The organism is Isoptericola cucumis, assembly GCF_014635665.1.
Taxonomy (GTDB): Bacteria; Actinomycetota; Actinomycetes; order Actinomycetales; family Cellulomonadaceae; genus Isoptericola; species Isoptericola cucumis.
The window spans coordinates 308,422-332,874 of the sequence record NZ_BMDG01000005.1; the positions used below are offsets into that span (position 1 = coordinate 308,422).

Annotated in this window: 22 protein-coding genes; 16 read left to right on the top strand and 6 right to left on the bottom strand. The window is 75.1% G+C overall.

The genetic code is table 11. The features are described from left to right. Positions 1-61: 61 nt before the first annotated feature. Positions 62-742: an RNA 2',3'-cyclic phosphodiesterase gene (thpR, locus tag IEW03_RS09610; RefSeq protein ID WP_188523434.1), complete on the top strand. Its 681-nt coding sequence runs from the start codon at positions 62-64 to the stop codon at positions 740-742. On the opposite strand, the gene IEW03_RS09615 is transcribed toward thpR, so the two are convergent. Beyond that, positions 739-2,247 carry an FGGY-family carbohydrate kinase gene (locus tag IEW03_RS09615; RefSeq protein WP_188523435.1) on the bottom strand — a complete coding sequence of 503 codons (1,509 nt, stop codon included), beginning with the start codon at positions 2,245-2,247 and terminating at the stop codon, positions 739-741. The genes thpR and IEW03_RS09615 overlap by 4 nt on opposite strands. Next, entirely contained in the window at positions 2,244-3,242 is a 999-nt protein-coding gene (locus tag IEW03_RS09620; protein ID WP_229737875.1) for a sugar-binding transcriptional regulator, read from the bottom strand. The genes IEW03_RS09615 and IEW03_RS09620 overlap by 4 nt, the downstream gene beginning before the upstream one ends. 153 nt (positions 3,243-3,395) lie before the next feature. Here IEW03_RS09620 and IEW03_RS09625 point away from each other — a divergent pair, with 153 nt between their 5' ends. The 7 genes from IEW03_RS09625 (at position 3,396) to IEW03_RS09655 (ending at position 12,979) form a co-directional block, all read left to right on the top strand. After that, entirely contained in the window at positions 3,396-4,511 is a 1,116-nt protein-coding gene (locus IEW03_RS09625; protein ID WP_308808205.1) for a zinc-binding dehydrogenase, read from the top strand. A gap of 43 nt (positions 4,512-4,554) precedes the next feature. Further along, on the top strand, positions 4,555-5,880 hold the full coding sequence (locus tag IEW03_RS09630) for an RbtT/DalT/CsbX family MFS transporter (protein ID WP_188523436.1): 1,326 nt from the start codon (positions 4,555-4,557) through the stop codon (positions 5,878-5,880). A 25-nt stretch (positions 5,881-5,905) separates the two neighbouring features. Then, the gene (locus IEW03_RS09635) at positions 5,906-7,624 is read left to right on the top strand and encodes a dihydroxyacetone kinase family protein (RefSeq protein WP_188523437.1); all 1,719 of its coding nucleotides are present in this window, start codon (positions 5,906-5,908) and stop codon (positions 7,622-7,624) included. 43 nt (positions 7,625-7,667) lie between these two features. Continuing rightward, positions 7,668-8,159 (top strand): ribose-5-phosphate isomerase, encoded by a 492-nt coding sequence (locus IEW03_RS09640; RefSeq protein ID WP_188523438.1) that lies wholly within the window; start codon positions 7,668-7,670, stop codon positions 8,157-8,159. A 236-nt stretch (positions 8,160-8,395) separates the two neighbouring features. Beyond that, complete coding sequence (pheS, locus tag IEW03_RS09645) at positions 8,396-9,499, top strand: phenylalanine--tRNA ligase subunit alpha (RefSeq protein WP_229737876.1); 1,104 nt, start codon at positions 8,396-8,398, stop codon at positions 9,497-9,499. Continuing rightward, positions 9,499-12,111, top strand: coding sequence for a phenylalanine--tRNA ligase subunit beta (gene pheT / locus IEW03_RS09650; protein ID WP_188523439.1), 2,613 nt, complete (start codon positions 9,499-9,501; stop codon positions 12,109-12,111). Before pheS ends, pheT begins: the two co-directional genes overlap by 1 nt. Next, positions 12,104-12,979 (top strand): SDR family NAD(P)-dependent oxidoreductase, encoded by an 876-nt coding sequence (locus IEW03_RS09655; protein WP_229737877.1) that lies wholly within the window; start codon positions 12,104-12,106, stop codon positions 12,977-12,979. The genes pheT and IEW03_RS09655 overlap by 8 nt, the downstream gene beginning before the upstream one ends. A 50-nt stretch (positions 12,980-13,029) precedes the next feature. On the opposite strand, the gene IEW03_RS09660 is transcribed toward IEW03_RS09655, so the two are convergent. Next, positions 13,030-13,821, bottom strand: a complete 792-nt coding sequence (locus IEW03_RS09660; RefSeq protein WP_188523440.1) for an LLM class F420-dependent oxidoreductase — start codon at positions 13,819-13,821, stop codon at positions 13,030-13,032. 287 nt (positions 13,822-14,108) lie between these two features. Here IEW03_RS09660 and IEW03_RS09665 point away from each other — a divergent pair, with 287 nt between their 5' ends. Beyond that, on the top strand, positions 14,109-15,338 hold the full coding sequence (locus IEW03_RS09665) for a hypothetical protein (RefSeq protein ID WP_229737878.1): 1,230 nt from the start codon (positions 14,109-14,111) through the stop codon (positions 15,336-15,338). Here IEW03_RS09665 and IEW03_RS09670 read toward each other — a convergent pair. Genes IEW03_RS09670 through IEW03_RS09680 form a run of 3 tightly spaced genes read right to left on the bottom strand, consistent with a single transcriptional unit; the run spans position 15,311 to position 17,829 of the window. After that, positions 15,311-16,129, bottom strand: coding sequence for a methyltransferase domain-containing protein (locus IEW03_RS09670; RefSeq protein WP_188523441.1), 819 nt, complete (start codon positions 16,127-16,129; stop codon positions 15,311-15,313). The genes IEW03_RS09665 and IEW03_RS09670 overlap by 28 nt on opposite strands. Positions 16,130-16,176: 47 nt before the next feature. Then, positions 16,177-17,160 (bottom strand): quinone oxidoreductase family protein, encoded by a 984-nt coding sequence (locus tag IEW03_RS09675; RefSeq protein WP_188523442.1) that lies wholly within the window; start codon positions 17,158-17,160, stop codon positions 16,177-16,179. 9 nt (positions 17,161-17,169) lie between these two features. Continuing rightward, complete coding sequence (locus IEW03_RS09680; RefSeq protein WP_188523443.1) at positions 17,170-17,829, bottom strand: class I SAM-dependent methyltransferase; 660 nt, start codon at positions 17,827-17,829, stop codon at positions 17,170-17,172. Between the two features lie 23 nt (positions 17,830-17,852). Here IEW03_RS09680 and IEW03_RS09685 point away from each other — a divergent pair, with 23 nt between their 5' ends. From IEW03_RS09685 to IEW03_RS09715, 7 genes are all read left to right on the top strand, one after another. Next, entirely contained in the window at positions 17,853-18,368 is a 516-nt protein-coding gene (locus IEW03_RS09685) for a GNAT family N-acetyltransferase (protein WP_188523444.1), read from the top strand. Positions 18,369-18,437: 69 nt separating this feature from the next. Next, entirely contained in the window at positions 18,438-19,523 is a 1,086-nt protein-coding gene (gene argC, locus IEW03_RS09690) for an N-acetyl-gamma-glutamyl-phosphate reductase (RefSeq protein WP_188523445.1), read from the top strand. After that, complete coding sequence (gene argJ, locus IEW03_RS09695; protein ID WP_188523446.1) at positions 19,520-20,701, top strand: bifunctional glutamate N-acetyltransferase/amino-acid acetyltransferase ArgJ; 1,182 nt, start codon at positions 19,520-19,522, stop codon at positions 20,699-20,701. Before argC ends, argJ begins: the two co-directional genes overlap by 4 nt. Then, entirely contained in the window at positions 20,698-21,621 is a 924-nt protein-coding gene (gene argB / locus IEW03_RS09700) for an acetylglutamate kinase (RefSeq protein WP_188523447.1), read from the top strand. The genes argJ and argB overlap by 4 nt, the downstream gene beginning before the upstream one ends. Beyond that, positions 21,618-22,919 carry an acetylornithine transaminase gene (locus IEW03_RS09705; RefSeq protein ID WP_188523448.1) on the top strand — a complete coding sequence of 434 codons (1,302 nt, stop codon included), beginning with the start codon at positions 21,618-21,620 and terminating at the stop codon, positions 22,917-22,919. Before argB ends, IEW03_RS09705 begins: the two co-directional genes overlap by 4 nt. Continuing rightward, a complete protein-coding gene (gene argF / locus IEW03_RS09710; protein WP_188523449.1) occupies positions 22,919-23,851 on the top strand; it encodes an ornithine carbamoyltransferase in 933 nt (310 codons plus the stop codon). Before IEW03_RS09705 ends, argF begins: the two co-directional genes overlap by 1 nt. Beyond that, positions 23,848-24,384 (top strand): arginine repressor, encoded by a 537-nt coding sequence (locus IEW03_RS09715; RefSeq protein WP_188523450.1) that lies wholly within the window; start codon positions 23,848-23,850, stop codon positions 24,382-24,384. Before argF ends, IEW03_RS09715 begins: the two co-directional genes overlap by 4 nt. The last annotated feature ends 69 nt before the right edge of the window (positions 24,385-24,453 follow it).

The window sequence follows — 24,453 nt, forward strand, 5'->3', positions numbered from 1 at the left end:
AGGCGCCTCCCGCCAGGCCGGCCCCCGGCCCGCACCGACCGTCCCGTGGCACGATGCCCGGATGCGTCTGTTCACGGCCGTGTACCCGTCCGCGGAGGCGATCGCGCACCTCGAGCTGGCGCTGCACGGCGTGGGCGGCGCCGCCGTCACCGACCCCGGGGCCGGCCTGCGCTGGGTGCCCGCCGAGCAGCGGCACGTCACGCTCCTGTTCCACGGCGAGGTGCCGGACGGCGCGGTCCCGGGCTACGTCGACGCGCTCGGCGCCGCGGTGCGCGAGGTGGAGCCGTTCGAGCTCGCGCTCACCGGCAGCGGGTCGTTCGGCGGACGGACCCTCTGGGTCGGCGTCGCCGGCGCCGTGCCCGCGCTGCGGTCGCTCGCCGCGACGGCCGACGACACCGCGGCGAGCGCGGGGCTGCCGGCCGCCGACCGCGCCGGCGGGCGGCCGCACCTCACGGTCGCCCGCGCCACCCTGCGCGCGCAGCCGGAGCGGCGGCGCCGGGTCGACGCCTCGCGCGGGGGTGTGCGCGGGGGTGTGCGCGGGGGTGTGCGCGGCGTCGCCCGCACGGGCGACCTCTCCCCGCTGGCGGGCTGGGCGCACGCGCTCGCCGTGTACCGCGGGCCGGCCTGGCCGGTGGACACGGTGCACGTCGTCGCGTCGCGCCTCGGCGAGGGGAGGTCGGGCGGCCCGCTGCACGAGGACGTCGCGGTGCTGCCGCTCGCCGGTCGCGACGCCGCGGCCTAGGACCGCGGCGCGGGGGCCCCGGCGTCCGTCGACCGGCGCTGGACCTCGGCCAGGTGGTGCGCCGTCCGGCGGGTCGCGGTGTACAGGTCGAGGTAGTCCGCGTAGAGCGCGTCGTAGCGTCCCGCCCGGCCGGGGTGGGGCTCGACCCGGGTCGTGAGCGGGTTCCAGCGCGCGATGTCGACGTCCGCGACGGCCTGCGCCGCGAGGTGCGCCGCGCCCAGGCTCGCGCCCGCGGCACCGGCGGCGAGCATCTGGGGGAGCCCGGTGACGTCCGAGACGATCTGCGGCCAGAGCGTCCCCTGCGAGCCGCCCCCGACGGCGACGCCGCGCTCGACCACGGCCCCGGCCTGCCGCAGCAGGTCGAGGTTCTGCCGCACCCCGTAGGCGGTGGCCTCCAGGGCGGCACGGTAGAGGTCGCCCCTGCCGTGCTCGAGCGTCAGGCCGGCGACGACGCCGCGCGCGTCGGGGTCGTGCAGCGGCGTCCGCTCGCCGGCGAAGTACGGCAGCATCAGCAGCCCGCGGCTCCCGGCGGGGGAGCGTTCCGCCTCGGCCACGAGCTCGGCGAAGTCGGGCCCCCCGAAGAGCCGGCGCAGCCAGCTCGTCACCGCGCCGCTCGTCGCGGTGCCGGCGGTGAGGTCGTAGGTGCCGGGCCGGACGCCGGCGGACGCCCACAGGTCCGGGTGGCGCAGCACGCGCGGACCCGAGGAGATCATGAAGAGGGTGCTGCCGTACATGAGGGCGAGGTCGCCGGGCGCGGTCGGGACGCTCGCGCCCTCCGCCCAGGCGTCGATCGTGCCGAGCACGACAGGGATGCCCTCGGGGAGCCCGGTCTGCCGGGCAGCGGCCCGGGTGACGTGCCCGGCGACGTCACCGGGGCGACCGAGCTCGGGGAGGGCGACGTCGCCGCGCAGGCGGTCGGCCCACCGCTCGTGCCAGCCGCCCGTGCGCAGGTCGTACAGCGGCGTGGCCTGGCTCGCGGACGTGTGGTCGAGGCGGTACGCACCGGTCAGGCGCCACACCAGCCACGACGACGGCATGAACAGGCGGCGGGCCCGCGACCAGGTCGCCGGCTCGTGCTCCGCCACCCACGCGAGCTTCGGGCCGACGGACTGGCTGGACAGTCGTGAGCCCGTGGCCCGCAGGATCTCCGCGGCGCCGAGCTCCGCCTCGAGCCCGTCGATGGACGCGCACCCCCGCGTGTCGACGCCGTAGAGGATCGCCGGGCGCAGGGGTGCGCCGTCCGCGTCCGTCAGCAGGGCGCACGGGCCGATGCCGCTGGTGCCGACGGCGACCACGGGGACGTCGCACTGGCGGCGCAGGTCGGCCACGAGCCGGGTGAGCTCGTCCCACCAGACCTCCCCGTCCATCTCGACGTGGCCGGGCCGCGGCCGGGACGGCTCGTGGGGGATGGCGGCGTGCGCGAGCTCGCGGCCGTCGAGGTCGACGAGCACCGCCTTGGCGCTCGAGGTCCCGATGTCGACCCCGACGACGGCCCCGGACGTCATGACCGGCGGGCCGCCGGCCGGTCGAGCGCCTCGAGCAGGGCGCGGGCGGTGGGGGCGTCGGTGACGAGCGACCGCACCATGCCCGCGCGGACGGCGCCGACGATGCTGGGGACCTTCTCCACGCCGACGGCCACGCCGACGCACCGGTCGAGGCCCTGCAGGAGCTCGCGCGGCGTGCGCACCATCCGGTCGCTGCCGGGGAACTCGATGGCGGCCCCCGACGCGTCGAAGAAGTTCATGCAGACGTCGCCGACGGCGTCGCGGAAGTGCGAGGCCTCGGCGGGGATGGACCGGGAGATCGAGTGGCGCGTGGCGGTGGGCGCCCCGATGCCGACGACGGCCGCCCGGGCCCCCTGCCACAGGGCGAGCACGTGCCGGAAGGTGGGGTCCTCGTCGAGCGAGCGGCGCATCGGCACCGTCGGCAGCACCTCGGTGAACAGGAACGCGGGGAAGGCGCCCGTGCTCTCCGCCGCCAGGCGGGCGATCTCGTTGGTCTGGTACCAGGCCACGGGCTCGCTGAGGCCGCCCACGGTCGGCACCACCTGCACTCCCGTCATCTTGGGCAGGGGCTCGCGCACGACCTCGTAGACCGTCCGCCCGGACGACAGCAGCAGCACGTCGCCCGGCTCGAGCCCCATGCCCTCGATCTCGGCCCCGACGGCGGGGGCGAGGTCCGGCCCCAGGCGCGAGGGGTGGACCGGGGGGACGACGCGCGCCCCGTCGAGCCCGAGCGCCTCCTGCAGCCGGACGGCGAGCACGCCGCGCTCGTCGGAGCGCGGGTCCACGACCTCGATGCGGACGAGCCCGAGCCGTCGCGCCTCGGTGACGAGCCGGCTCACCGTGGGCCGGGACACGTCGAGCCGCTCGGCGATGGTGGCCTGGGTCGCGTTGTCGACGTAGTACATCCGGGCCGCCTGGTAGGCGAGGTCCGCGGCCGTCGTCCGGTGGCTCTCCTGGTCGCGCTCTTGCGGCATCGCGTCGTCGCGCTCGCTCACGGTGCTCCCTCGGTCTCGGGACGGCGGTCTCGGGCGCGATTCTTCCCCCTCCGAGCCCTCGGCGCTCCCCGCCGTGAACAACTGTGCGTGACAAATGTGCACGAGGTCGTTTACGGTGGCGGCGTCCGGAACCAGCCAACGGAGGTCAGAACCGTGCCCCTCGTCAAGAACGCCGAGACCGCCATCCCCACGACGATGCGCGCCGTGGTGGTCCACGGCCCCGAGGACTACCGCCTCGAGACCCTTCCCGTCCCGGTCCCCGGCCCCGGGGAGCTGCTCCTGCGGGTGGACGCCGTGGGCGTCTGCGCCAGCGACCTGAAGTGCTACCACGGCGCGGCGAAGTTCTGGGGCGACGAGCACCGCCCCGCCTGGGCGCAGAAGGGCGTGACGCCCGGGCACGAGTTCGCCGGCACCGTCGTCGCCGCCGGGGACCAGGCCACGCTCGACAAGCGCGAGGCCGCCCTCGGCGACCGGCTCGCCTGCGAGCAGATCGTGCCCTGCTGGGAGTGCCGCTACTGCCTGCGCGGCGCGTACTGGATGTGCGGACCGCACGACATGTTCGGCTTCAAGGGGTTCGACGGGGCGATGGCCGAGTACGTGCTCGTCCCCGAGCGGGCCCTCACCCACCAGGTCGACACCGGCATCGCGCCGCAGCACGCCGCGTTCGCCGAGCCGCTGTCCTGCTCGATGCACGCCGTCGAGCGCGGCGGCATCCAGCTCGACGACGTCGTCGTGGTGGCGGGTGCGGGCCCGATCGGGCTCGGCGCCATCGCGGGCGCCCGGCAGAAGAACCCCTACCTCGTGGTCGCGCTGGACATGAGCGACGCCAAGCTCGAGCTGGCCAGCAAGGTCGGCGCCGACCTGACGATCAACATCACCACCGAGGACGCGGTCGCCCGCGTCAAGGAGCTCACCGGCGGCTACGGCGCCGACGTCTACATCGAGGCGACCGGGCACCCGTCGGCGGTCTCGCAGGGCCTCGACATGCTGCGCAAGCTCAGCACGTTCGTCGAGTACTCCGTCTTCAAGGACGACGTCACCGTCGACTGGTCGATCATCTCGGACGACAAGGAGCTCGACGTCCTGGGCGCGCACCTCGGCCCGCACTGCTGGCGCCCCGCGATCAAGCTCATCGAGTCCGGCACCCTCCCGCTGGAGGAGGTCTGCACCCACCAGTTCCCGCTCGAGCGCTTCCAGGACGCGCTCGACCTCGTGGGCGACTCGGCCGGCGGCTCCGTCAAGGTCTCGATCGTCCCCGGGCTGTCCTGAGCCGCCCGCCACCACGACGTCCACGACCGTTCGAAGGAGAACCATGTCATCGACCACGACGCGCGACGACGCGCTGTCGACCGTCCGCGAGACCCGCCTCGAGCGGATGGGCATCCCGCGCACCGTCGCGTGGGGCTACCTCGGCGTCCTGCTGTTCATGACGGGCGTCGGGGTCGACTCGAACTTCATCACCCCGCACCTGGTGGCGGCGCTCGGGAGCCCCGAGGCGACGGTCGCCACGATCATCACCGCGTACAGCCTCACCGTGCTGGTGGGCAGCTACCTGTCCGGCGCGCTGTCCGACCTGATCGGGCCGCGCAAGGTGATGATCCTCGGCTTCGCCGTCTGGGTCGTCTTCCACGCGGTGTTCCTGGTCGCCCTCGACAGCGGCAGCTTCTGGCTGACGGCGGCCTCGTACGCGATGCGCGGCTTCGGCTACCCGCTGTTCGCGTTCGGCTTCCTGGTGTGGGTGAACGTCGCCACCCGGCCGGAGCGCAACGGCGCCGCGGTGGGCTGGTTCTACGTCGCGTTCACCGGCGGCCTGCCGACCCTCGGCTCGCTCTTCGCGATCGGGGCGATCCCGACCTTCGGCGGCGGGTTCGCCGGGGAGACCGGGGCGATGTGGGCCTCGCTGCTGCCCGTGGCGATCGGGTTCACCGTCGCGATGCTCGGCGTCCGCGACCCCCGCGGGTCGCGCCGCATCGCGCCGGCCGGCGACTCGGCGTCCGCCGTCATGCTGTCCGGCCTCGCGCTCACCGTGCGCAGCCCCAAGGTGCTCATGGGCTTCCTGGTGCGCCTCATCAACACCGCGCCCCAGTACGGCATGTTCATCGTCCTGCCCGCGATCATCGCCGACGACCGCGGCTGGGGGCAGTCCCGGTGGCTCACGATGACGGTGCTCGTCTACGCCACGAACATCGGCGTGAACGCCCTGTTCGGGTGGATCGGCGACAAGATCGGCTGGCAGCGGACCGTCAAGTGGTTCGGCGTCTTCGGCTCGTCGCTCGGCCTGCTCGCCTGGTGGTACGTGCCGCAGCTCGTGCCGTACGGCTCCGACTGGGGCTTCTGGGTCGCGACCGCCGCCGGCTGCGTCTTCGGCTGCCTGCTGGCCGGGTTCGTGCCGATGGGCGCGATCATGCCGGCCCTCGCGCCGGAGCGGAAGGGCGCCGCGATGGCGATGTACACGACGGCCGCGGGCGGCGCCGCCTTCCTGGGCTCCGCCGTCGTCGCCCTCGGCTACGCCGTCGGGTTCGGCGGCCAGGGCATCGTCTGGATGTTCGTCGTGCTGTACGCCGCCGCGTTCGTCATGGTCGGCCGGCTCACCGTCGACCAGCCCGGCCACCCGGCCGTACCCGCACCGTCGCGCTGAGGCGCGCCCCGATCGGAGGACACCCATGACCAAGATCTTCGACGACCCCGAGGAGTTCGCGGACGACCAGCTCGCCGGCTTCCTCGACCTCTACTCCGACCGTCTGCGCGGGGTGCCCGGCGGCGTCGTGTCGCTGCCCGACGGCGAGCCGAAGGTCGCCGTCGTCATCGGCGGCGGGTCGGGCCACTACCCGGCGTTCTGCGGCACCGTCGGCCCCGGGCTGGCGACCGGTGCGGTCGTGGGGAACATCTTCACCTCCCCCTCCGCGGCGCAGGCCTACTCGGTCGGCCGGGCCGCCGACCAGGGCCGGGGCGTGGTCTTCAGCTTCGGCAACTACGCCGGCGACATCATGAACTTCGGCATCGCCGCCGAGCGGCTGCGCAAGGAGGGGATCGACACCCGGGTCGTCGTGGTGACGGACGACGTCGCGTCCGCGGACGACCCGGAGCAGCGGCGCGGCATCGCCGGCGACTTCTCCGTCTTCAAGGCGATGGGGGCGGCGGCCGCCGCCGGGGCCGACCTGGACGAGGTCGAGCGGGTGGGGCGCGCGTCGAACGCGGCGACCCGCACCCTCGGCGTGGCGTTCTCCGGGTGCACCATGCCCGGCGCCGGCGCCCCGCTGTTCCAGGTGCCGGCCGGGCACCTCGGCCTCGGGCTGGGCATCCACGGCGAGCCCGGCATCGAGGACGTCCCGCTGCTGCCGGCGGAGAAGCTCGCCGCCCTGCTGGTGGAGCGGCTGCTCGCCGACGCGCCGGACGGTGGCGCGTCGACGCGCGTCGCGCCGATCCTCAACGGGCTCGGCACCACGAAGTACGAGGAGCTCTTCCTGCTGTGGCGGCACGTGTCGTCGCTGCTGCGCGAGCGCGGCCTCACGCCGGTGCAGCCCGAGGTGGGCGAGCTCGTCACGAGCCTCGACATGGGCGGCGTCTCGCTCACGCTGCAGTGGCTGGACGACGAGCTCGAGGCGCTCTGGACGGCGGACGCCTACACGCCGGCCTACCGCAAGCTCGCCGCCCCGGTGGCGCGCCTGGACCGCACGGCCGTGGCCGACGGCGCGGGCGAGGCGGGCGCCCAGGAGGTCGCCGGACCGGCGTCCGAGGCGGCGCGGTCCCTCGCGCGCACGGTCGTCGACGCGCTGCGGGGCCTGCAGGCGGTCGTCGCCGAGCACGAGGACGAGCTGGGCCGGATCGACGCGGTCGCCGGGGACGGCGACCACGGCCGGGGCATGCTCAAGGGGGCCAACGCCGCCCTGCGGAGGGCCGAGGACGCGCCGGCCGAGGCCGGCGTGGCGTGGGTGCTCGGCCGCGCCGGGCGGGCCTGGGCCGAGCAGGCCGGGGGGACGTCCGGCGTCCTGTGGGGCGCCGCCCTGGAGGCGTTCGGCGCCGCGCTCGGCGACGAGCGGGACGCGTACGGCCCGGCGCTGGTCGCGGACGCGATCGACGCGTTCGCCGAGTCGGTGCAGGACCTCGGCCGGGCACAGGCCGGCGACAAGACGCTGCTGGACGCCCTGCTGCCGTTCGCGGCCTCGTTCCGCGAGCAGGTCGCGACCGGCGCGGGCACCGCGGAGGCGTGGACGGTCGCGGCCGACGCCGCCACCCAGGGCGCCCGCGCGACCGCCGCGATGCGGCCGAAGGTCGGGCGGGCGCGGCCGCTGGCGGAGAAGTCCGTCGGGACCCCCGACGCCGGCGCGACCTCGCTCTCGCTCGTCGTCACCCGCGTCGGCGAGCTGCTGGGCGCCCGATGACCCACCATCCACGACCACCTGCACGGCAGGGGAGGAGACCTTGATGACCAGCACCCCGACCAGCACCTCGACCAGCGGCTCGCTGCGGGTCGTCGTCGGCTCGGACGACGCCGGCCTCGACCTGAAGACGCTCCTCGCGGCGGACCTCGCCGCCGACGAGCGGGTGGCGAGCGTGACGGACGTCGGCGTGGACGCCGACGGGCACACGGCGTACCCGCACGTCGCCGTGGAGGCGGCGCGCCTCGTCGCCGACGGCGTGGCCGACCGCGCGGTGCTCGTGTGCGGCACCGGCCTCGGCGTGGCGATCGCCGCCAACAAGGTGCCCGGCATCCGCGCCGTCACGGCGCACGACTCCTACTCCGTCGAGCGTTCGGTGCTCAGCAACGACGCGCAGGTGCTGTGCCTCGGCCAGCGGGTCGTGGGTCCGGAGCTCGCGCGCCGGCTGGTGCGCGAGTGGCTGGGGTACGAGTTCGACCCGGCCAGCGCCTCGGCGGCGAAGGTCGAGGCGATCTGCGGGTACGAGGCCGCGTCCTGATCGTGCGGCGGTCGCGGCGGGTCAGCGGTCTCGTGCCATGATGGGACGCATGACACGCCGCGACCGCCGATTTACCGGGCCCGCCACGGGCCTGGTCGCGGCTGACGCCGTGCGCTGAGCTGCTCCCCTCGACGAGCGGCACGGGCGTCGCGGACGCCGACCTGACAGGCCCGGGCGGGCACATAAACTGACCCCGCCGCCCCACCCCTCGCAGGGCCCCTCTCAGGAAGGCACGCATGTCCACGCCCGCACCCCCGTCAGACCACGGCAACGACCGGCCGAGCACCGAGCCGCAGAGCATCGACCCGCTCGACGTCGCGGCGCTCGACGCCGCCGTCGACGCCGCGCTCGCCGCGATCGCGGCCGCGAGCGACCTCGACGAGCTGAAGGCCGCCCGCACCGTCCACACCGGTGACAAGAGCCCCCTCGCGCTCGCCAACCGCGCGATCGGCGGCCTGCCCGGCCCGGACAAGGCCGCGGCCGGCAAGAACGTCGGCCCGCGCCGGGGCCGCGTGAGCTCCGCCCTCGCCGCCCGGCAGGTCGAGCTCGAGGCCGAGCGCGACGAGCGCGTGCTGGTCGAGGAGTCCGTCGACGTCACCCTGCCGACCGACCGCCGCCCGCTCGGCGCCCGGCACCCCATCGAGCTGGTGCAGGAGCGTGTCGCCGACTTCTTCGTCGGGATGGGGTGGGAGATCGCCGACGGCCCCGAGGTCGAGGCGGAGTGGTTCAACTTCGACGCCCTGAACTTCGAGCCGGACCACCCGGCCCGGCAGATGCAGGACACGTTCTACGTCGAGGGGGAGGGCGGCAAGCTGTCCAACCTCGTGCTGCGCACCCACACCTCGCCGGTGCAGGCGCGCTCCCTGCTCGAGCGCGGCGTGCCGCTGTACATCGCCTGCCCGGGCAAGGTGTTCCGCACCGACGCCCTGGACGCCACGCACACGCCGGTCTTCCACCAGGTGGAGGGGCTCGCGGTCGACAAGGGGCTGACGATGGCGAACCTGGTGGGCACGCTCGACGCGTTCGCGCGCGCCATGTTCGGGCCCGAGGCCAAGACGCGCCTGCGCCCCAGCTTCTTCCCTTTCACCGAGCCCAGCGCCGAGATGGACCTGTGGTTCCCGCAGAAGAAGGGCGGCGCGGGCTGGATCGAGTGGGGCGGCTGCGGGATGGTCAACCCGAACGTCCTGCGCGCCGCCGGCGTCGACCCCGAGGAGTACTCGGGCTTCGCCTTCGGGATGGGGATCGAGCGCACGCTCATGCTGCGGCACTCGATCGCGGACATGCACGACATCGTGGAGGGCGACGTGCGCTTCTCCACCCAGTTCGGGACGGAGATCTGATGCCCCGCATCGTCACTGACTGGCTCGGCGAGCATGTCGAGCTGCCGGCCGACCTCACGGCGGAGCAGCTCGCGGCCGCGCTGGTGAAGGTCGGCCTCGAGGAGGAGGAGGTCCACCCCGCCGCCGTCACCGGCCCGCTCGTCGTGGGGCGCGTCCTCGAGCTCACGCCCGAGCCGCAGAAGAACGGCAAGACCATCAACTGGTGCCTGGTCGACGTCGGCCCCGAGCACAACGCCACCCAGATCAAGGGCGTCGACGACGCCGACGTCCCCGCCGGCGGTGCGCGCGGCATCGTGTGCGGCGCGCACAACTTCGGCGTCGGCGACCTGGTCGTCGTCTCGCTGCCCGGCACGGTGCTGCCGGGCGGGTTCGCGATCGCCTCGCGCAAGACGTACGGCCACGTGTCGGACGGGATGATCTGCTCGGTGCGCGAGCTCGGCATCGGCGACGACCACGACGGCATCCTCGTGCTCACCCGCGCCGGGTTCGACGCCGCGGACCTGACCCCGGGCCAGGACGCGATCTCCCTGCTCGGGCTGGGCGACGAGGTCCTCGAGATCAACGTCACGCCCGACCGCGGCTACGCGTTCAGCTACCGCGGGGTCGGGCGCGAGTACTCCCACTCGACCGGGGCACCCTTCACCGACCGCGGGCTGGCCGAGAACCTCACCACGCCGCCGCCGGCCGCCACCCCGGACGGGTTCGTCGTCGAGGTCGACGACGCCGCGCCGATCGGCGGCAACGTCGGGTGCGACCGGTTCGTCACCCGCGTCGTGCGCGGCATCGACCCGTCGGCCCCGACGCCGCCGTGGATGAAGCGCCGGCTCGAGGGCTCCGGCATGCGCGCGATCTCGCTGGCCGTCGACGTCACGAACTACGTGATGCTCGACCTCGGCCAGCCGCTGCACGCCTACGACCTGGCGCAGGTCGCGGCGCCGATCGTCGTCCGCCGCGCCGCGCCCGGCGAGCGCCTCACCACGCTCGACGACGCCGACCGGGCCCTGGACGGCGAGGACCTGCTCATCACCGACTCCCCGGACGGTGCGCGCGGGGAGCGCGTGCTGGGGCTCGCCGGCGTCATGGGCGGCGCGTCGTCCGAGGTGAGCGACGCGACGACGGACGTGCTCGTCGAGGCCGCGCACTTCGACCCCGTCTCGGTGGCCCGCACGGCCCGCCGTCACCGCCTGCCGTCGGAGGCGGCCAAGCGGTTCGAGCGCGGCGTCGACCCCCGCCTGCCGGCGGTCGCGGCGCAGCGGGTGGTCGACCTGCTCGTGGAGCTCGGCGGCGGCACGGCCGACCCGGCCGTCAGCGACCTCGACACCACGACGAGCCCCCGGCCCGTCCGGCTCGACGTCACGCTGCCCACGCGGCTGTCGGGCGTCGCCTACGACCGCGGGACGGTCGTCGGCATCCTGGAGCAGATCGGCTGCACCGTGACCGACGCGGTGTCGTCCGACGCCGTCGACGCGGTGCGCGTCGTGCCGCCGTCGTGGCGCCCCGATCTCACCGAGCCGGCCGCGCTGGTCGAGGAGGTCGTGCGGATCGCCGGCTACGACCGGATCCCGTCCGTGCTGCCCGCCGCGCCCGGCGGCCGCGGCCTCACGACGTCCCAGCGCGCCCGCCGCTCGGTGGCCCGGGCGCTGGCCGAGGCCGGCCTGGTCGAGGTGCTGTCGTACCCGTTCGTGGGCGAGGCGGACCTCGACGCCCTGGGGCTGCCCGCCGACGACGTGCGCCGCACCACCCTGCGCCTCGCCAACCCGCTGGCGGACGACAAGCCGCTGCTGCGCGCCGACCTGCTCACGACGCTGCTCGACACGGCGCGTCGTAACGTCGCGCGCGGGCTGGGCGACGTCGCGGTCTTCGAGGTCGGGCTGGTCGCGCGGCCCGTGCCGGGGACCCCGGCGCCGCCGCAGCTGCCCGTGGGCGTCCGGCCGTCCGACGACGACCTCACCGCCCTCGTCACGTCGGTGCCGGCCCAGCCGCGCCACGTGGCCGGCGTGCTGACCGGCACGGTGGAGCCGGCCGGCTGGTGGGGTCCCGGGCGGGTCGCCGACTGGGCGGACGCCCTCGCCGCCGCACGGCTCGTGGCCGAGCGGGCGGGAGCCCGGGTCGTCGTCTCCGCCGACACCTCCACGATGCCGTGGCACCCGGGACGGTGCGCCGCGCTGGCGCTCGCGGACGGGACGGTCGTGGGGCACGCGGGCGAGCTGCACCCGAAGGTGCTCGAGGCCCTGGACCTGCCCGCCCGGGCGGCGGCGTTCGAGGTCGACCTGGACGCCCTGGTCGCGGCGGCCGGCGACGCGCCGGTCACGGCGGAACCCGTCTCGGCGTTCCCGGCGGCCAAGGAGGACTTCGCGTTCGTCGTGGACGCCGACGTCCCGGCCGCCGACGTGCAGGCCGCCGTCGTCGCGGGCGCCGGGTCGTTGCTGGAGGACGCCCGGCTCTTCGACGTCTTCACCGGCGACCAGGTGGGCGAGGGCAAGAAGTCGCTCGCCTACTCGCTGCGCCTCCGGGCCGCCGACCGCACGCTGACCGCGGACGACGTGCGCGCGGTGCGCGACGGCGTGGTAGCGGCCGCCGCCGAGCGGGTGGGGGCGGTGCTGCGTGGCTGAGCAGCAGCCGGCGCCGGGGCCGGCGGGCGTGGTCCCGCCGGCCCGGACGGCGCTCGTGACGGGCGCGACCCGCGGCATCGGCCGCGCGGTCGCGCTCGGCCTCGCGCGCGCCGGGCTCGACGTCGCGCTGCTGGCCCGGGACGCGGGCCGGCTGGCCGAGGTCGCCGCCGAGGTGCGCGCCCTCGGCCGGGCCGCCGTCGCGCTGCCGTGCGACGTGACCGACGCCCGGGCCGTCGCATCCGCCGTCCGGCGCGCGGAGGCGCCGGTGGCGGAGGGTGGCCTCGGTTCGGTGGACCTGCTGGTCAACAACGCCGGGCGCATCGACGCCGAGGTGCCGCTGTGGGCGGCCGACCCGGACGAGTGGTGGTCGGTGCTGGAGACCAACGTGCGCGGCCCGTTCCTGCTGGCGCGGAACGTGGTGCCGGGCATGCTGGCGCGCGGCGGCGGTCGCGTGGTCGACCTCAACAGCGGCTCGGGCTCGCACGACAACGCCGACGCGAGCGCCTACAACCTCAGCAAGACGGCGCTGATGCGCCTCGGCGCCGGCCTGCACCTCGCGGGGCACGACCGCGGGCTGCGGGTGCTGGAGCTCGCGCCCGGCGTCGTGCGCACCGACATGACCGGGGCGATGCGGGCGCACGAGGGACGCACGGACTGGACCCCGGTCGAGCGGACCGTGGACCTCGTGACGGCGTTCGCGGCGGGCGAGCTGGACGGCTGCTCCGGGTGGTTCGTGCGTGCCTCGCACGACACGCCGGAGTCGTTGGCCGCCCTCGCCGCCCGGGCGGAGGCGCCCGCCGCGCGCCGGCTGCGCGTGCAGCCGGCGGCGGGCGACGACCCGCTGGCCGAGGTGCTCACCGGGCGCTGATCCTCGGGGCGTCGGGGCGTCGGGGCGTCGGGGCGTCGGGGCGTCAGGCGTCAGCGCCGCTCGTCGCGCCAGCGCACCCACTGCTCCACGAGGGACAGGTCGTAGTCGGGCCCGCTCGTGCCGATCGTGAACAGCGTGGCCCCGGCGTCGAGCAGCTTCTGCCCGACCTCCTCAGGCGGCGCGCCCACGCCGACGGACCGCTCCACGAGGCGCCCGGTGTCCCGCCCGACGGCCTCGCCGTGCTCGTCGAGGATCGCGGACTTGCGGGTCAGCGTGTCGACGTCGCCGAACGAGTGCCAGACGTCGGCGTGCTCGGCCACGAGCCGCAGCGTCTTCTTCTCGCCCCCGCCGCCGACCAGGACCGGGATCTCCCGGGTGGGGGCCGGGTTGCCCGCCGCGAGCCGTGCCTTGATGCGGGGCAGCGCCTCGCCCAGCTCGGCGATGCGCGAGCCGGCCGTGCCGAACTCGTAGCCGAACTGCTCGTAGTCCCTGGCGAACCAGCCGGCGCCGATGCCGAGGATCAGCCGCCCGTCCGAGATGTGGTCGACCGTGCGGGCCATGTCCGCGAGCAGGTCGGGGTTGCGGTACGAGTTGCACGTGACGAGCGCGCCGATCTGCACCCGCTCGGTCTGCTCGGCCCAGGCGCCGAGCATCGTCCAGCACTCGTAGTGCTCGCCGTCGGGGTCGCCGGTGAGCGGGAAGAAGTGGTCCCAGTTGAAGATCACGTCGACCCCGGCGTCCTCCGTGCGGCGCACGGCGTCGCGCATCTGGCGGTAGTCGGCGTGCTGCGGCTGGAGCTGGACCCCGATGCGGATCGGGCGCGGGCTGGTGAGATCGGTCATAGGGGGGAGCCTAGAACGGCGCGAGCGGTCGAGGTCGCTCGTCTCGGCCGCTGCCCGGCTGGAGCGGCCGCCGAGAGCAGCGTGGTGGCGTCGTCGACGGGCGGCCCCGACCCCGTCTCCGGCCACGTCCGTACCCGGTGCGCGCGCCGAGGCGATCGCGCTGGGCGACCTGCAGGTGACGGCGCGGACCTCGCGGGTCATGTCACGAATCGCGAGCCGGTCTCTCCTGGTCAAGATGTACGGAGGCAACCGTGACGTCACGGCTGCCGAGACGATACGGAGGTCTCATGTCCGCCGCACGACTGCACACCGTCCGCGCACCGCTCGCCGTCCTGGTCGCCGTCCTGGGTCTCCTCGTGCCGATCGCCCTCGTGGCGGGCGCGGGCCCGGCCGACGCCGCCGTCCAGAAGCTGACCCCCGGCAACTTCCGCTGGTCGCTCTCCCGGACGCCGGCGTCGCTCGTCTCGGACCTCGACTCCGCCCTGCCGAACGTGAGCATGCAGACCGTCGTCGACGACGGGAACCGCGCCGGCACGGCGTGCGCGCCGAGCGTGGAGCACCGGGTCGCGTCGTTCTGCTGGAACGCCGGCGACCGGGACACGAGCGCCTGGTACCCCCAGGGCGTCACCACGAGCAACGACGCGCTGGGGGCCGGGACCTACGAGGGTCGCCGGGTGCTGATGGCCAGCTGGTACGACCACGCCGACGACGGCGTCGCCAAGGGAAGCCGGGTCAGCGTCGTCGACCTGACGTCCTCGACGACGGCCCCGAAGTACCGCCACGTCCTGCTGGCCGAGCCGGTGTCGTCCGGTGGCCAGGCATCCTTCAAGCCGGTGAACGTGCATGCCGGGGGCCTCGCCTGGTACGGCAACCTGCTGTACGTCGTCGACACCACCGGCGGCCTGCGGGTCTTCGACCTGGACCACCTGTGGAAGGTCTCCACGGGCAGCTCGACCAAGGTCGGCCGGCAGCCCGACGGCTCGTACCACGCGTTCGACTACAAGTACGTGCTGCCGCAGGTGGCGAAGTACTCCGACTCCACGGCCGGCGGCTACCCCGAGCTGCAGCACTCGTCGGTCTCGCTCGACCGCACCAGCTCGCCCGACTCGCTGGTCGTCAGCGAGTACCGGAGCAAGAAGGACATCGCGGCCGGGCACATCACGCGGACCGTCCGGGTCGGGATCGACTACACCGACCGGCTGCTGGTGGAGTCGTCCGACGGCCTCGCGCGGGCCACGGAGGCGTACCGGACCGACCTCGAGTCGGTGCAGGGGTCGACGGCGATCGACGGGGAGTTCTTCTTCTCGCAGAGCGACGGCGACGACTTCGCGGACCCGAACTCCCGCGGTGACCTGCACACCTGGAAGCCGGGCGCGGCCGAGACCACCCGTCACGGGAACGCGTTCCCTGCCGGTCCGGAGGACCTGTCCTACGACCCGACCCGCGACGCGCTGTGGAGCCTCAGCGAGTACCCGGGACGCCGGTACGTCTACGCGATGGACGCCTCGTCGTTCTGACCCGTCGTGCGGGTCGCGACGGCGAAGACGCGGCGGAAGGCCAGCGGCGTGCCGTACGGGCGCCGCGGGTAGGCCTCCCGGAGGGCCGCGCCGAAGTCGGCGTCGAACCGGGCGCGCAGGTCGGTGCCGTGCGCGATGTCGTGGGCGTCGAGCGCGTGCAGCACCGGCTGCGCGCCGGTCGCGGAGATCCAGCGCAGCACCGGGTCGTCGCCGTCGAGCACGTGGGTGTACGTGGTCTCCCAGGTGTCGACCTCCCAGCCGGGGGCGGCGAGCGCCGTCAGGTAGTCGGCGGGGTCGCCCACGGCCCGGCGCTCCACCGGCCCCACGACGGCGGCGTACGGCTCGCGGGCGGCCACCTCGCGCAGCAGCCGGTGGCTCGGCGCGTCGTGGTTGCCCGGGACGGAGAAGGCGAACGTCTGCCGGGCGGTCGCGGCGAGCGCCGGCAACAGCTCGAGGTGGCCGGGCACCCACTGCAGGGTGGCGTTGCTGATGACCAGGTCGGCGTCGCCGGCCGGGCCGCGGCCGGCGGCGTGGTCGCGCACGTCGGCGAGCTCGTACCGCCCGTCGGGGTCGGAGGCCCGTGCCCGGTCGATCATGGCGGGCGACGCGTCGAGCCCGACGAACCTGGCCGCGGGCCACCGCTCGCGCACCACCGAGGTGAGGTGGCCCGGGCCGCAGCCGAGGTCGACGACGCTCGCCGGCTCGCGGCGCACCCGGGCGACCAGCTCGCCGAAGGGGCGCGACCGCTCGTCGGTGTAGCTCAGGTAGGCGGTGGGGGACCAGTCGGCCACGGGATCTCCTTTGACGTCAAGTATCTTGGCGTCAAGATATACCGCCTCTACGGCACCAGCAGGACCTTGCCCGTGGTGGCGCGGCCCTCGAGCGCCCGGTGCGCCTGCGCCGCCTCCGCCAGGGGGAACCGTGCGCCGACCCGCACGTCGAGGTCGCCCCGCGCGGCCGACCCCAGGACCTCGGAGGCGCGCCACTCGAGCTCGCCGCGCGTGAGGGTGTAGTGCGCCAGGGTCGGCCGGGTCAGGTAGAGGGACCCGCCCGAGTTGAGGCGCTGCGGGTCGAACGGTGGCACCTGTCCCGACGCGCCGCCGAACAGCACGAGCGTCCCGCGCGGCCGCAGCGATGCGAGCGACGCGTCGAACGTCGCCCGTCCGACTCCGTCGTACACCACGTGCGCGCCCTTGCCGTCGGTCAGGTCCCGCACGACGACGGGGAGCTCGGCGGCGACGTCGTCCATGGCCGCGTAGTCGATCGTGTGGGCGGCGCCCGCCGCGGACGACAGCGCGGCCTTCTCGGACGTCGAGACCGTGGTGACGACCCGGCCGCCGCGCGCCACGGCGAGCTGCGTCGCGAGCAGGCCGACGCCGCCGGCACCGGCGGTGAGCAGGACGTCGTGGCCCGGCCCGACCTCGAAGGTCGACGTCACCAGGTAGTGGGCCGTCATCCCCTGGAGGGGCAGGGCGGCGGCCGTCGCGAGGTCGAGTCCGGCCGGCACGGGGACGGCGTTCGCGGCCGGGACGACGGCGAGCTCGGCGTACGATCCGGGCGCCTCGTTCCACGCGACCTCGTCGCCGACCGCGAAGCCCGTGACGTCCGGGCCGAGGGCCGCGACCGTGCCCGAGCCCTCGACGCCCACCACGTGCGGGTACTCCATCGCGTAGACGCCCGCGCGCCGGTACGTGTCGATGAAGTTGACCCCCGCCGCGGCGACACGGACCAGGAGCTCGCCGGGACCCGGGTCGGGGTCGGGGAGCTCGACGGACTGCAGGACCTCGGGACCGCCCGCCGCGCGGGCCACCACTGCACGCATGCCCCGAGACTACGGCTCGTGGGCGGTCGCGAGAACGGGCGTGCCGTCCGTGCCGAGCTCGCCGAGCAGGAACGCGTCGCCGTCGACGTGGCGCCATGCCGCGTGCCGCCGCAGCCGGAGCCCGGTGCCCGCCGCGGATGCGGCGAGCCGCTCGGGCGTCGCGAACCGCTCGTGGTGGACCGGGAACGGGGGGCGCGCCCGGGCCGGCCGGGCGAAGGCGGTGAACGTCGCGGTGACGGCGCGGCCGCCGGGCCGCAGGACGCGCGCCCACTCGGCCAGCGCGGCGTGCGGGTCGGGCAGCAGGTGCAGCGCCGTCACGCAGGTGACCAGGTCCACGGAGGCGTCCGCGAGCGGCAGGGCGGCGGCGTCGGCCCGCAGCAGCGTCGCCTGCGGCAGCTCACGGCGCGCGACGGCGAGCATGTCCGGCGACAGGTCGACGCCGGTCGTCCGCACGGTCGTGCCCGACGACGCGTGGAGGGCACGCAGCACCAGGCCGGTCCCGGTCGCGACGTCGAGCACGTCGGCGACGCCGTCCAGCGTCGCGAACGCGGCGACCGCGGCCGCCAGGTCGCGGTGCATCCGGCTCTCGTCATAGGTCGCAGACCGCGCGTCGTAGGCCGCCGCGACCGCAGCGGCGACGTCGACCGAAGGGGTGGAGGTGCTGGTCACGACGACGACCCTATGCTGCCGCTGTGACCCGAGAACCCGACCCGACCCTCACCGTCCGCCCCGCGACCGACGCCGACTGGCCGCACCTGTGGCCGATCGTCGAGGCCGTGGTGCGCGAGGGCGAGACGTACGTGTACCCGCTGGACCTCACGAGCGACCAGGCGCGCGAGGTCTGGATGGAGCGGCCGCCCGGGCGGACCGTGGTCGCCGAGGCAGGCGACGGCACGCTGCTCGGGACCGCCAAGATGGGGCCGAACAGGCCCGGGCACGGGGACCACGTGGGGACGGCGTCGTTCATGGTCTCGCCCGCAGCCCGCGGGAAGGGCGTGGGGCGCGCGCTCGGGGAGCACGTGGTCGCCTGGCACCGGGAGCAGGGCTACCGCGGCATCCAGTTCAACGCGGTCGTGGAGTCGAACACGTCGGCCGTGCGGCTGTGGCGGTCGCTGGGGTTCGAGATCGTCGGCACCGTGCCGGGCGCCTTCCGCAGCCCGGCGCACGGCTACGTGGGGCTGCACGTGATGTATCTCGCGCTGCGCTGAGCCCCGGCGGAGCCGACCACTTCGCGGACGGGCGTCATCCGGAGTGCATAGGTATGTATAGTGCTGCATATGGTCAGCACTCAGCCGCAGCTCCGCGTCGCGGTGGCGGGCGCGTCCGGGTACGCCGGGGGAGAGTTCCTCCGGCTCGCCGCCGGGCACCCGCATCTCGAGGTCGGCACCGTCACGGCGCACTCGAACGCCGGCTCGCGCCTCGGCGAGCTGCAGCCGCACCTGCGCTCGCTCGCCGGCCGCGTCCTCGCGCCCACGACCCCCGAGGCGCTCGCGGGCCACGACGTGGTCGTGCTCGGCCTGCCCCACGGGGCGTCCGGCGAGGTCGCCGCGCAGCTGCCCGACGACGTCCTGGTGCTCGACCTCGGGGCCGACCACCGACTCGCCTCCGCCGCCGACTGGGAGAGCTTCTACGGCTCGCCGCACGCCGGCACCTGGCCGTACGGGCTGCCCGAGCTGATCCACGCCGACGGCGCGGGTGCCGTCACCGGCCACCAGCGCGACCACCTCGCCGGCGCCCGCCGGGTCGCCGTGCCCGGCTGCAACGTCACCGCGGTGACGCTCGCCCTGCAGCCCGGGGTGGCGGCGGGCCTGGTGCGCCCCGCCGACGTCGTCGCCGTCCTCGCCAACGGCTACTCCGGCGCGGGCAAGGCGCTCAAGCCGCACCTGCTGGCCGCCGAGGGCCTCGGCTCCGCGGCCCCGTACGCCGTGGGCGGCACGCACCGGCACATCCCGGAGATCACGCAGAACCTGCGCAGCGCCGGGGCCGACGACGTGTCGATCAGCTTCACCCCGACCCTCGTGCCGATGTCCCGCGGCATCCTCGCCACCGTCACCGCGCGCCTCGCGCCCGGCCACGAGGACGCGACGGCCGACGACGTGCGCGCCGTCTGGCACGACGCCTACGCGGGCGAGCCGTTCGTCGACCTGCTGCCCGCCGGCCAGTGGCCCTCGACCGCCGCGACCCTTGGCGCCAACACCGCGCTCGTCCAGGTGACGCTCGACCGCGCGGCCGGGCGGGTCGTCGCCGTCGTCGCGATCGACAACCTGGTCAAGGGCACCGCCGGGCAGGCGGTCCAGGCCATGAACCTCGCTCTCGGCCTGCCGGAGACGGCCGGCCTCGTCACCGAAGGAGTCGCACCATGAGCGTCACCGCCGCCCAGGGGTTCCGGGCTGCCGGCGTCACCGCGGGCCTCAAGGCCTCCGGCACCCCGGACCTCGCGCTCGTCGTCAACGACGGACCTCGGCACACCGCCGCGGCCGTCTTCACGACCAACCGTGTGGTCGGCGCGCCCGTGATGTGGTCGCGACAGGCGGTCAAGGACGGCGCCGCGCGCGCCGTCGTGCTCAACTCGGGCGGCGCCAACGTGTGCACGGGCCCTGGGGGCTTCCAGGACGCGCACGCGACCGCGGAAGCGGTGGCCGAGGCCCTCGGGATCGGTGCGATCGACGTGCTCGTGGCCTCGACCGGCCTCATCGGCGTGCGTCTGGCCGCCGAGAAGCTCGTGGCGGGCGTGCCCGTCGCGGCAGGCTCGCTCGCGGACGACGACGCCGCCGGGACCGCGGCCGCGACGGCCATCATGACGACCGACACGGTGCCGAAGACGGCGGTGCGGACGATCGAGACGCCCGACGGCACGGTCACGGTGGGCGGGATGGCCAAGGGCGCCGGCATGCTCGCGCCCGCGCTGGCCACGATGCTCTGCGTGATCACGACGGACGCCGACGTGGACCCCGCGGCGGCCGACGCCGCGCTGCGCAGCGCGACCCGGGAGACCTTCGACCGCGTCGACTCCGACGGTGCCATGTCCACCTCGGACACCGTGGTGCTCATGGCCTCGGGCGCCTCCGGGGCGACGCCGGAACCGGCCGCGCTCACCGCCGCCGTCACCGCCGTGTGCGCGGACCTGGCTCGGCAGCTGGTCGCCGACGCCGAGGGCGCGTCCCACGAGATCGCCATCACGGTCACGAACGCCACCACCGAGGACGCGGCCCTCGCCGTCGCGCGTGCCGTCAGCCGGTCCAACCTCGTCAAGGCCGCGATCTTCGGCAACGACCCCAACTGGGGCCGCATCCTCTCGCAGGTCGGTACGGTCTCGGAGGAGGTCGCGCCGTTCGACCCGCTGGAGCTCGACGTCAGCGTGAACGGGGTCATGGTCTGCAAGGCGGGCGGGGCGCACGAGTCGCCCGACAAGGTCGATCTCGGCGCGTCGCGCGGCGTGGACATCACGGTCGACCTGCACGCAGGGGACGCCGAGGTCACTCTCTGGACGAACGACCTCACCCACGCGTACGTCCACGAGAACAGCGCGTACAGCTCATGAGCAGCGACGTCGTGAACGGGCTGCGGCCCGGTCAGAAGGCCGAGGTGCTCCTCGAGGCACTGCCGTGGCTGCAGGAGTTCGCGGGTGCGCTCGTCGTCGTCAAGTACGGCGGCAACGCGATGATCGACGACGAGCTCAAGGCCGCCTTCGCCCAGGACATGGTCTTCCTGCGCCAGGTGGGGCTGCGCCCCGTCGTCGTGCACGGCGGCGGCCCGCAGATCAACGCGATGCTCGAGCGGCTGGACATCGCCAGCGAGTTCCGCGGCGGCCTGCGCGTCACGACGCCCGAGGCGATGGATGTGGTGCGGATGGTCCTCACCGGCCAGGTCTCCCGGGAGCTGGTCGGGCTGATCAACGCGCACGGCCCGCGGGCCGTCGGCCTCTCGGGCGAGGACGGCGGGCTCTTCGGCGCGTCGCGCCGGCACGCCGTCGTCGACGGCGAGCCCGTCGACGTCGGCCTCGTGGGCGACGTCGTCGAGGTGCACCCCGCGGCGGTGCAGGACCTGCTCGACGCGGGCCGCATCCCCGTGGTCTCCACGGTCGCCCCCGACGTCGACGACCCGACCCAGGTGCTCAACGTCAACGCCGACACGGCCGCGGCGGCGCTCGCGGTGGCGCTCGGCGCGACCAAGCTCATCGTCCTCACCGACGTCGAGGGGCTGTACACGTCCTGGCCGGACAAGGACTCGCTCGTCGAGGAGATCGCGGCGGCGGACCTCGCCGCCCTCCTGCCGAGCCTGTCGGCGGGCATGGTCCCCAAGATGGAGGCCTGCCTGCGGGCCGTGCAGGGCGGGGTGCCGCGCGCCACGGTCATCGACGGCCGGCAGCCGCACTCCGTGCTGCTGGAGGTCTTCACCACGCGCGGCAACGGGACCATGGTCGTGCCCGACCCCGCGCCCCCGAAGGAGGTCCCCGCATGAACGACGCCCTGGAGCCCGTGTCCGGCTGGACGGGCGGTGGCGCCGTGGGCGAGGCCTCCGGCGCGGCCTGGACGGACCGCTACTCCCACGCCGTGATGGACACGTTCGGCCCGCCCCAGCGCGTGCTCGTGCGCGGCGAGGGCGCCTACGTGTGGGACGCCGACGGCCGCCGGTACCTCGACCTGCTCGCGGGCATCGCCGTCAACGCGCTCGGCCACGCCCACCCCACCCTGACCGCCGCGATCAGCGCCCAGCTCGGCACCCTCGGGCACGTCTCCAACTTCTTCGGCACCCCCGCCCAGATCGCCCTCGCGGAGCGGCTGCTCGCGATCGCCAGCGCCCCGGACGGCTCGCGGGTGTTCCTCACCAACTCAGGGACCGAGGCGGTCGAGGCGGCGTTCAAGATGGCGCGCCGCAACCGTGGCACCGAGACCGACGGCGACGCGCCGCGCACGCGGGTCCTCGCCCTGGAGGGCGGCTTCCACGGCCGGTCCATGGGCGCCCTGGCGCTCACTGCCAAGGCCGCCTACCGGGAGCCGTTCGAGCCGCTGCCCGGCGGGGTCGAGCACCTGCCGTTCGGGGACACCGCCGCCCTCGACGAGGCGTTCTCCCCGGCGGCGGTCGCCGCGCGCGGCGGCGTCGCCGCCCTCGTCGTCGAGCCCGTGCAGGGCGAGGCGGGCGTCCGGCCGCTGCCCGAGGGGTACCTCGCGCACGCCCGGCGGCTGACGTCCAGGGCGGGCGCCCTGCTGGTGCTCGACGAGGTGCAGACCGGCATCGGCCGCACCGGGTCGTGGTTCGCCTTCCAGCAGCCAGAGATCGGCGGCGGCGTGGTGCCCGACGTCGTCACCGTGGCCAAGGGCCTCGGCGGCGGCTTCCCGGTGGGCGCCGCGATCGCGTTCGGCGAGCGCGCGGCGACGCTGCTGGGCCGCGGTCAGCACGGCACGACCTTCGGCGGCAACCCGATCGCGTCGGCCGCCGCGCTCGCCACGCTCGGGGTCATCGAGCGCGACGGCCTGCTCGGGTCCGTCCGGGAGACCGGCGACCTGCTGCGACGCGAGATCGAGGCGGCGGGCAACCCGCTCGTCGCCGCCGTGCGCGGACGCGGGCTGCTGCTCGCCGTCCAGCTCACCCGCCCGGTCGCGGCGCAGGTCGCGACGGCGGCGCTCGACGCCGGCCTCATCGTCAACGCGGTCGCCCCGGACGCGATCCGGCTGGCGCCGCCCCTGATCCTCACGGCGGACCAGGCGCGCGACGCCGCCCGGTTCTTCGCCTCCGTCACCGTTCCCGAGGAGCCCTGATGCCCCGACACTTCCTGCGCGACGACGACCTCACCCCCGACGAGCAGCGCGAGGTGCTCGAGCTGGGCATGGCCTTGCGCGAGGACCGCTTCGCCCGCACCCCGCTCGCGGGCCCGCAGGGCGTCGCGATCCTGTTCGACAAGCCGACCCTGCGCACGCAGGTGTCGTTCTCCACGGGCGTGGCCGAGCTCGGCGGCTTCCCCGTGGTCGTCGACGGCCGGCTCGCCCAGGTGGGCGTGCGGGAGTCGGTGGCCGACGTCACCCGGGTGCTCGACCGCCAGGTCTCCGCGATCGTGTGGCGGACCTTCGGCCAGGAGCGGATCGAGGAGATGGCGGCCGTCTCGCGCGTGCCCGTCGTCAACGCGCTGACCGACGGCTTCCACCCGTGCCAGATCCTCGCGGACCTGCTCACCGTGGCCCAGCACCGCGGGGGCGTCGCCGCGCTCGCCGGGCGCCGCCTCGCCTACGTCGGGGACGCGGCCAACAACATGGCCGCGTCCTACCTGCTCGGCGGCGTGACCGCCGGGCTGCACGTCTCCGTGGCGGGGCCGCAGGGTTACCTGCCGCCGGCCGACGTCGTGGCGCGGGCCGAGCAGATCGCGGCCGCGACCGGGGGCTCCGTGTCCGTGACCACCGACGTGCGGGCAGCCGTCGCGGGGGCCGACGTCGTCGCCGCCGACACCTGGGTGTCGATGGGCGACGAGGACGAGGCCGCCGAGCGCCTGGCCGCGCTGGACGGCTACCGCGTCGACGAGGCGCTGATGTCGGCCGCGGCCGACGACGCGATCTTCCTGCACTGCCTGCCGGCCTACCGCGGCAAGGAGGTCACCGCCGAGGTGATCGACGGCCCGCGCTCGGTCGTGTGGGACGAGGCGGAGAACCGCCTGCACGCGCAGAAGGCGCTGCTGACCTGGCTCCTGGAGCAGCGATGAGCGACGAGACGACGTCCGCGGCGAGCACCGCGCCGACGACCAAGGCCGCTCGGCACGCCCGCATCATCGACATCGTGCGCCGCATCTCGATCCACTCCCAGGCAGAGCTGGCCCGGGAGCTCGCCGAGGCGGGCGTCTCCGTCACGCAGGGCACGCTCTCGCGCGACCTCATCGAGCTGCGGGCGGAGAAGGTGCGCAGCTCGTCCGGCGCGCTGGTGTACGCGGTGCCCGGGGAGGGCGGCGACCGCAGCGTGCAGGCGGCGGGCGTCGGGGAGCACGACACCGAGTACGTCGCGGCGCGGCTCGCGCGGCTGTGCAACGACCTGCTGGTCTCCGCCGAGGCGTCCGCCAACCTCGTGGTGCTGCGCACCCCGCCGGGGGCGGCGAACTACCTCGCCTCCGCCATCGACCACTCCGTCTTCCCGGGCGTCCTGGGCTCCATCGCCGGGGACGACACGATCCTGGTCATCGCCCGCGACCCGCTGGGCGGCGACGAGCTCGCCCGGCGGTTCCTCGAGCTGACCGCACCCTGACCCTCCGCTCCCCACCCTCCGCTCTCACCGGGCCGGCGGCCGCCGGCCTGCCAGACTTGAACCACACCC

Excerpts from the sequence above, each read along its gene's own strand:
- thpR (WP_188523434.1), top strand. The coding sequence starts at position 62 with ATGCGTCTGTTCACGGCCGTGTACCCGTCCGCGGAGGCGATCGCGCAC.
- IEW03_RS09615 (WP_188523435.1), bottom strand. The coding sequence starts at position 2,247 with ATGACGTCCGGGGCCGTCGTCGGGGTCGACATCGGGACCTCGAGCGCC.
- IEW03_RS09630 (WP_188523436.1), top strand. The coding sequence starts at position 4,555 with ATGTCATCGACCACGACGCGCGACGACGCGCTGTCGACCGTCCGCGAG.
- IEW03_RS09635 (WP_188523437.1), top strand. The coding sequence starts at position 5,906 with ATGACCAAGATCTTCGACGACCCCGAGGAGTTCGCGGACGACCAGCTC.
- IEW03_RS09640 (WP_188523438.1), top strand. The coding sequence starts at position 7,668 with ATGACCAGCACCCCGACCAGCACCTCGACCAGCGGCTCGCTGCGGGTC.
- pheS (WP_229737876.1), top strand. The coding sequence starts at position 8,396 with ATGTCCACGCCCGCACCCCCGTCAGACCACGGCAACGACCGGCCGAGC.
- pheT (WP_188523439.1), top strand. The coding sequence starts at position 9,499 with ATGCCCCGCATCGTCACTGACTGGCTCGGCGAGCATGTCGAGCTGCCG.
- IEW03_RS09660 (WP_188523440.1), bottom strand. The coding sequence starts at position 13,821 with ATGACCGATCTCACCAGCCCGCGCCCGATCCGCATCGGGGTCCAGCTC.
- IEW03_RS09665 (WP_229737878.1), top strand. The coding sequence starts at position 14,109 with ATGTCCGCCGCACGACTGCACACCGTCCGCGCACCGCTCGCCGTCCTG.
- IEW03_RS09675 (WP_188523442.1), bottom strand. The coding sequence starts at position 17,160 with ATGCGTGCAGTGGTGGCCCGCGCGGCGGGCGGTCCCGAGGTCCTGCAG.
- argC (WP_188523445.1), top strand. The coding sequence starts at position 18,438 with ATGGTCAGCACTCAGCCGCAGCTCCGCGTCGCGGTGGCGGGCGCGTCC.
- argJ (WP_188523446.1), top strand. The coding sequence starts at position 19,520 with ATGAGCGTCACCGCCGCCCAGGGGTTCCGGGCTGCCGGCGTCACCGCG.
- argB (WP_188523447.1), top strand. The coding sequence starts at position 20,698 with ATGAGCAGCGACGTCGTGAACGGGCTGCGGCCCGGTCAGAAGGCCGAG.
- IEW03_RS09705 (WP_188523448.1), top strand. The coding sequence starts at position 21,618 with ATGAACGACGCCCTGGAGCCCGTGTCCGGCTGGACGGGCGGTGGCGCC.
- argF (WP_188523449.1), top strand. The coding sequence starts at position 22,919 with ATGCCCCGACACTTCCTGCGCGACGACGACCTCACCCCCGACGAGCAG.
- IEW03_RS09715 (WP_188523450.1), top strand. The coding sequence starts at position 23,848 with ATGAGCGACGAGACGACGTCCGCGGCGAGCACCGCGCCGACGACCAAG.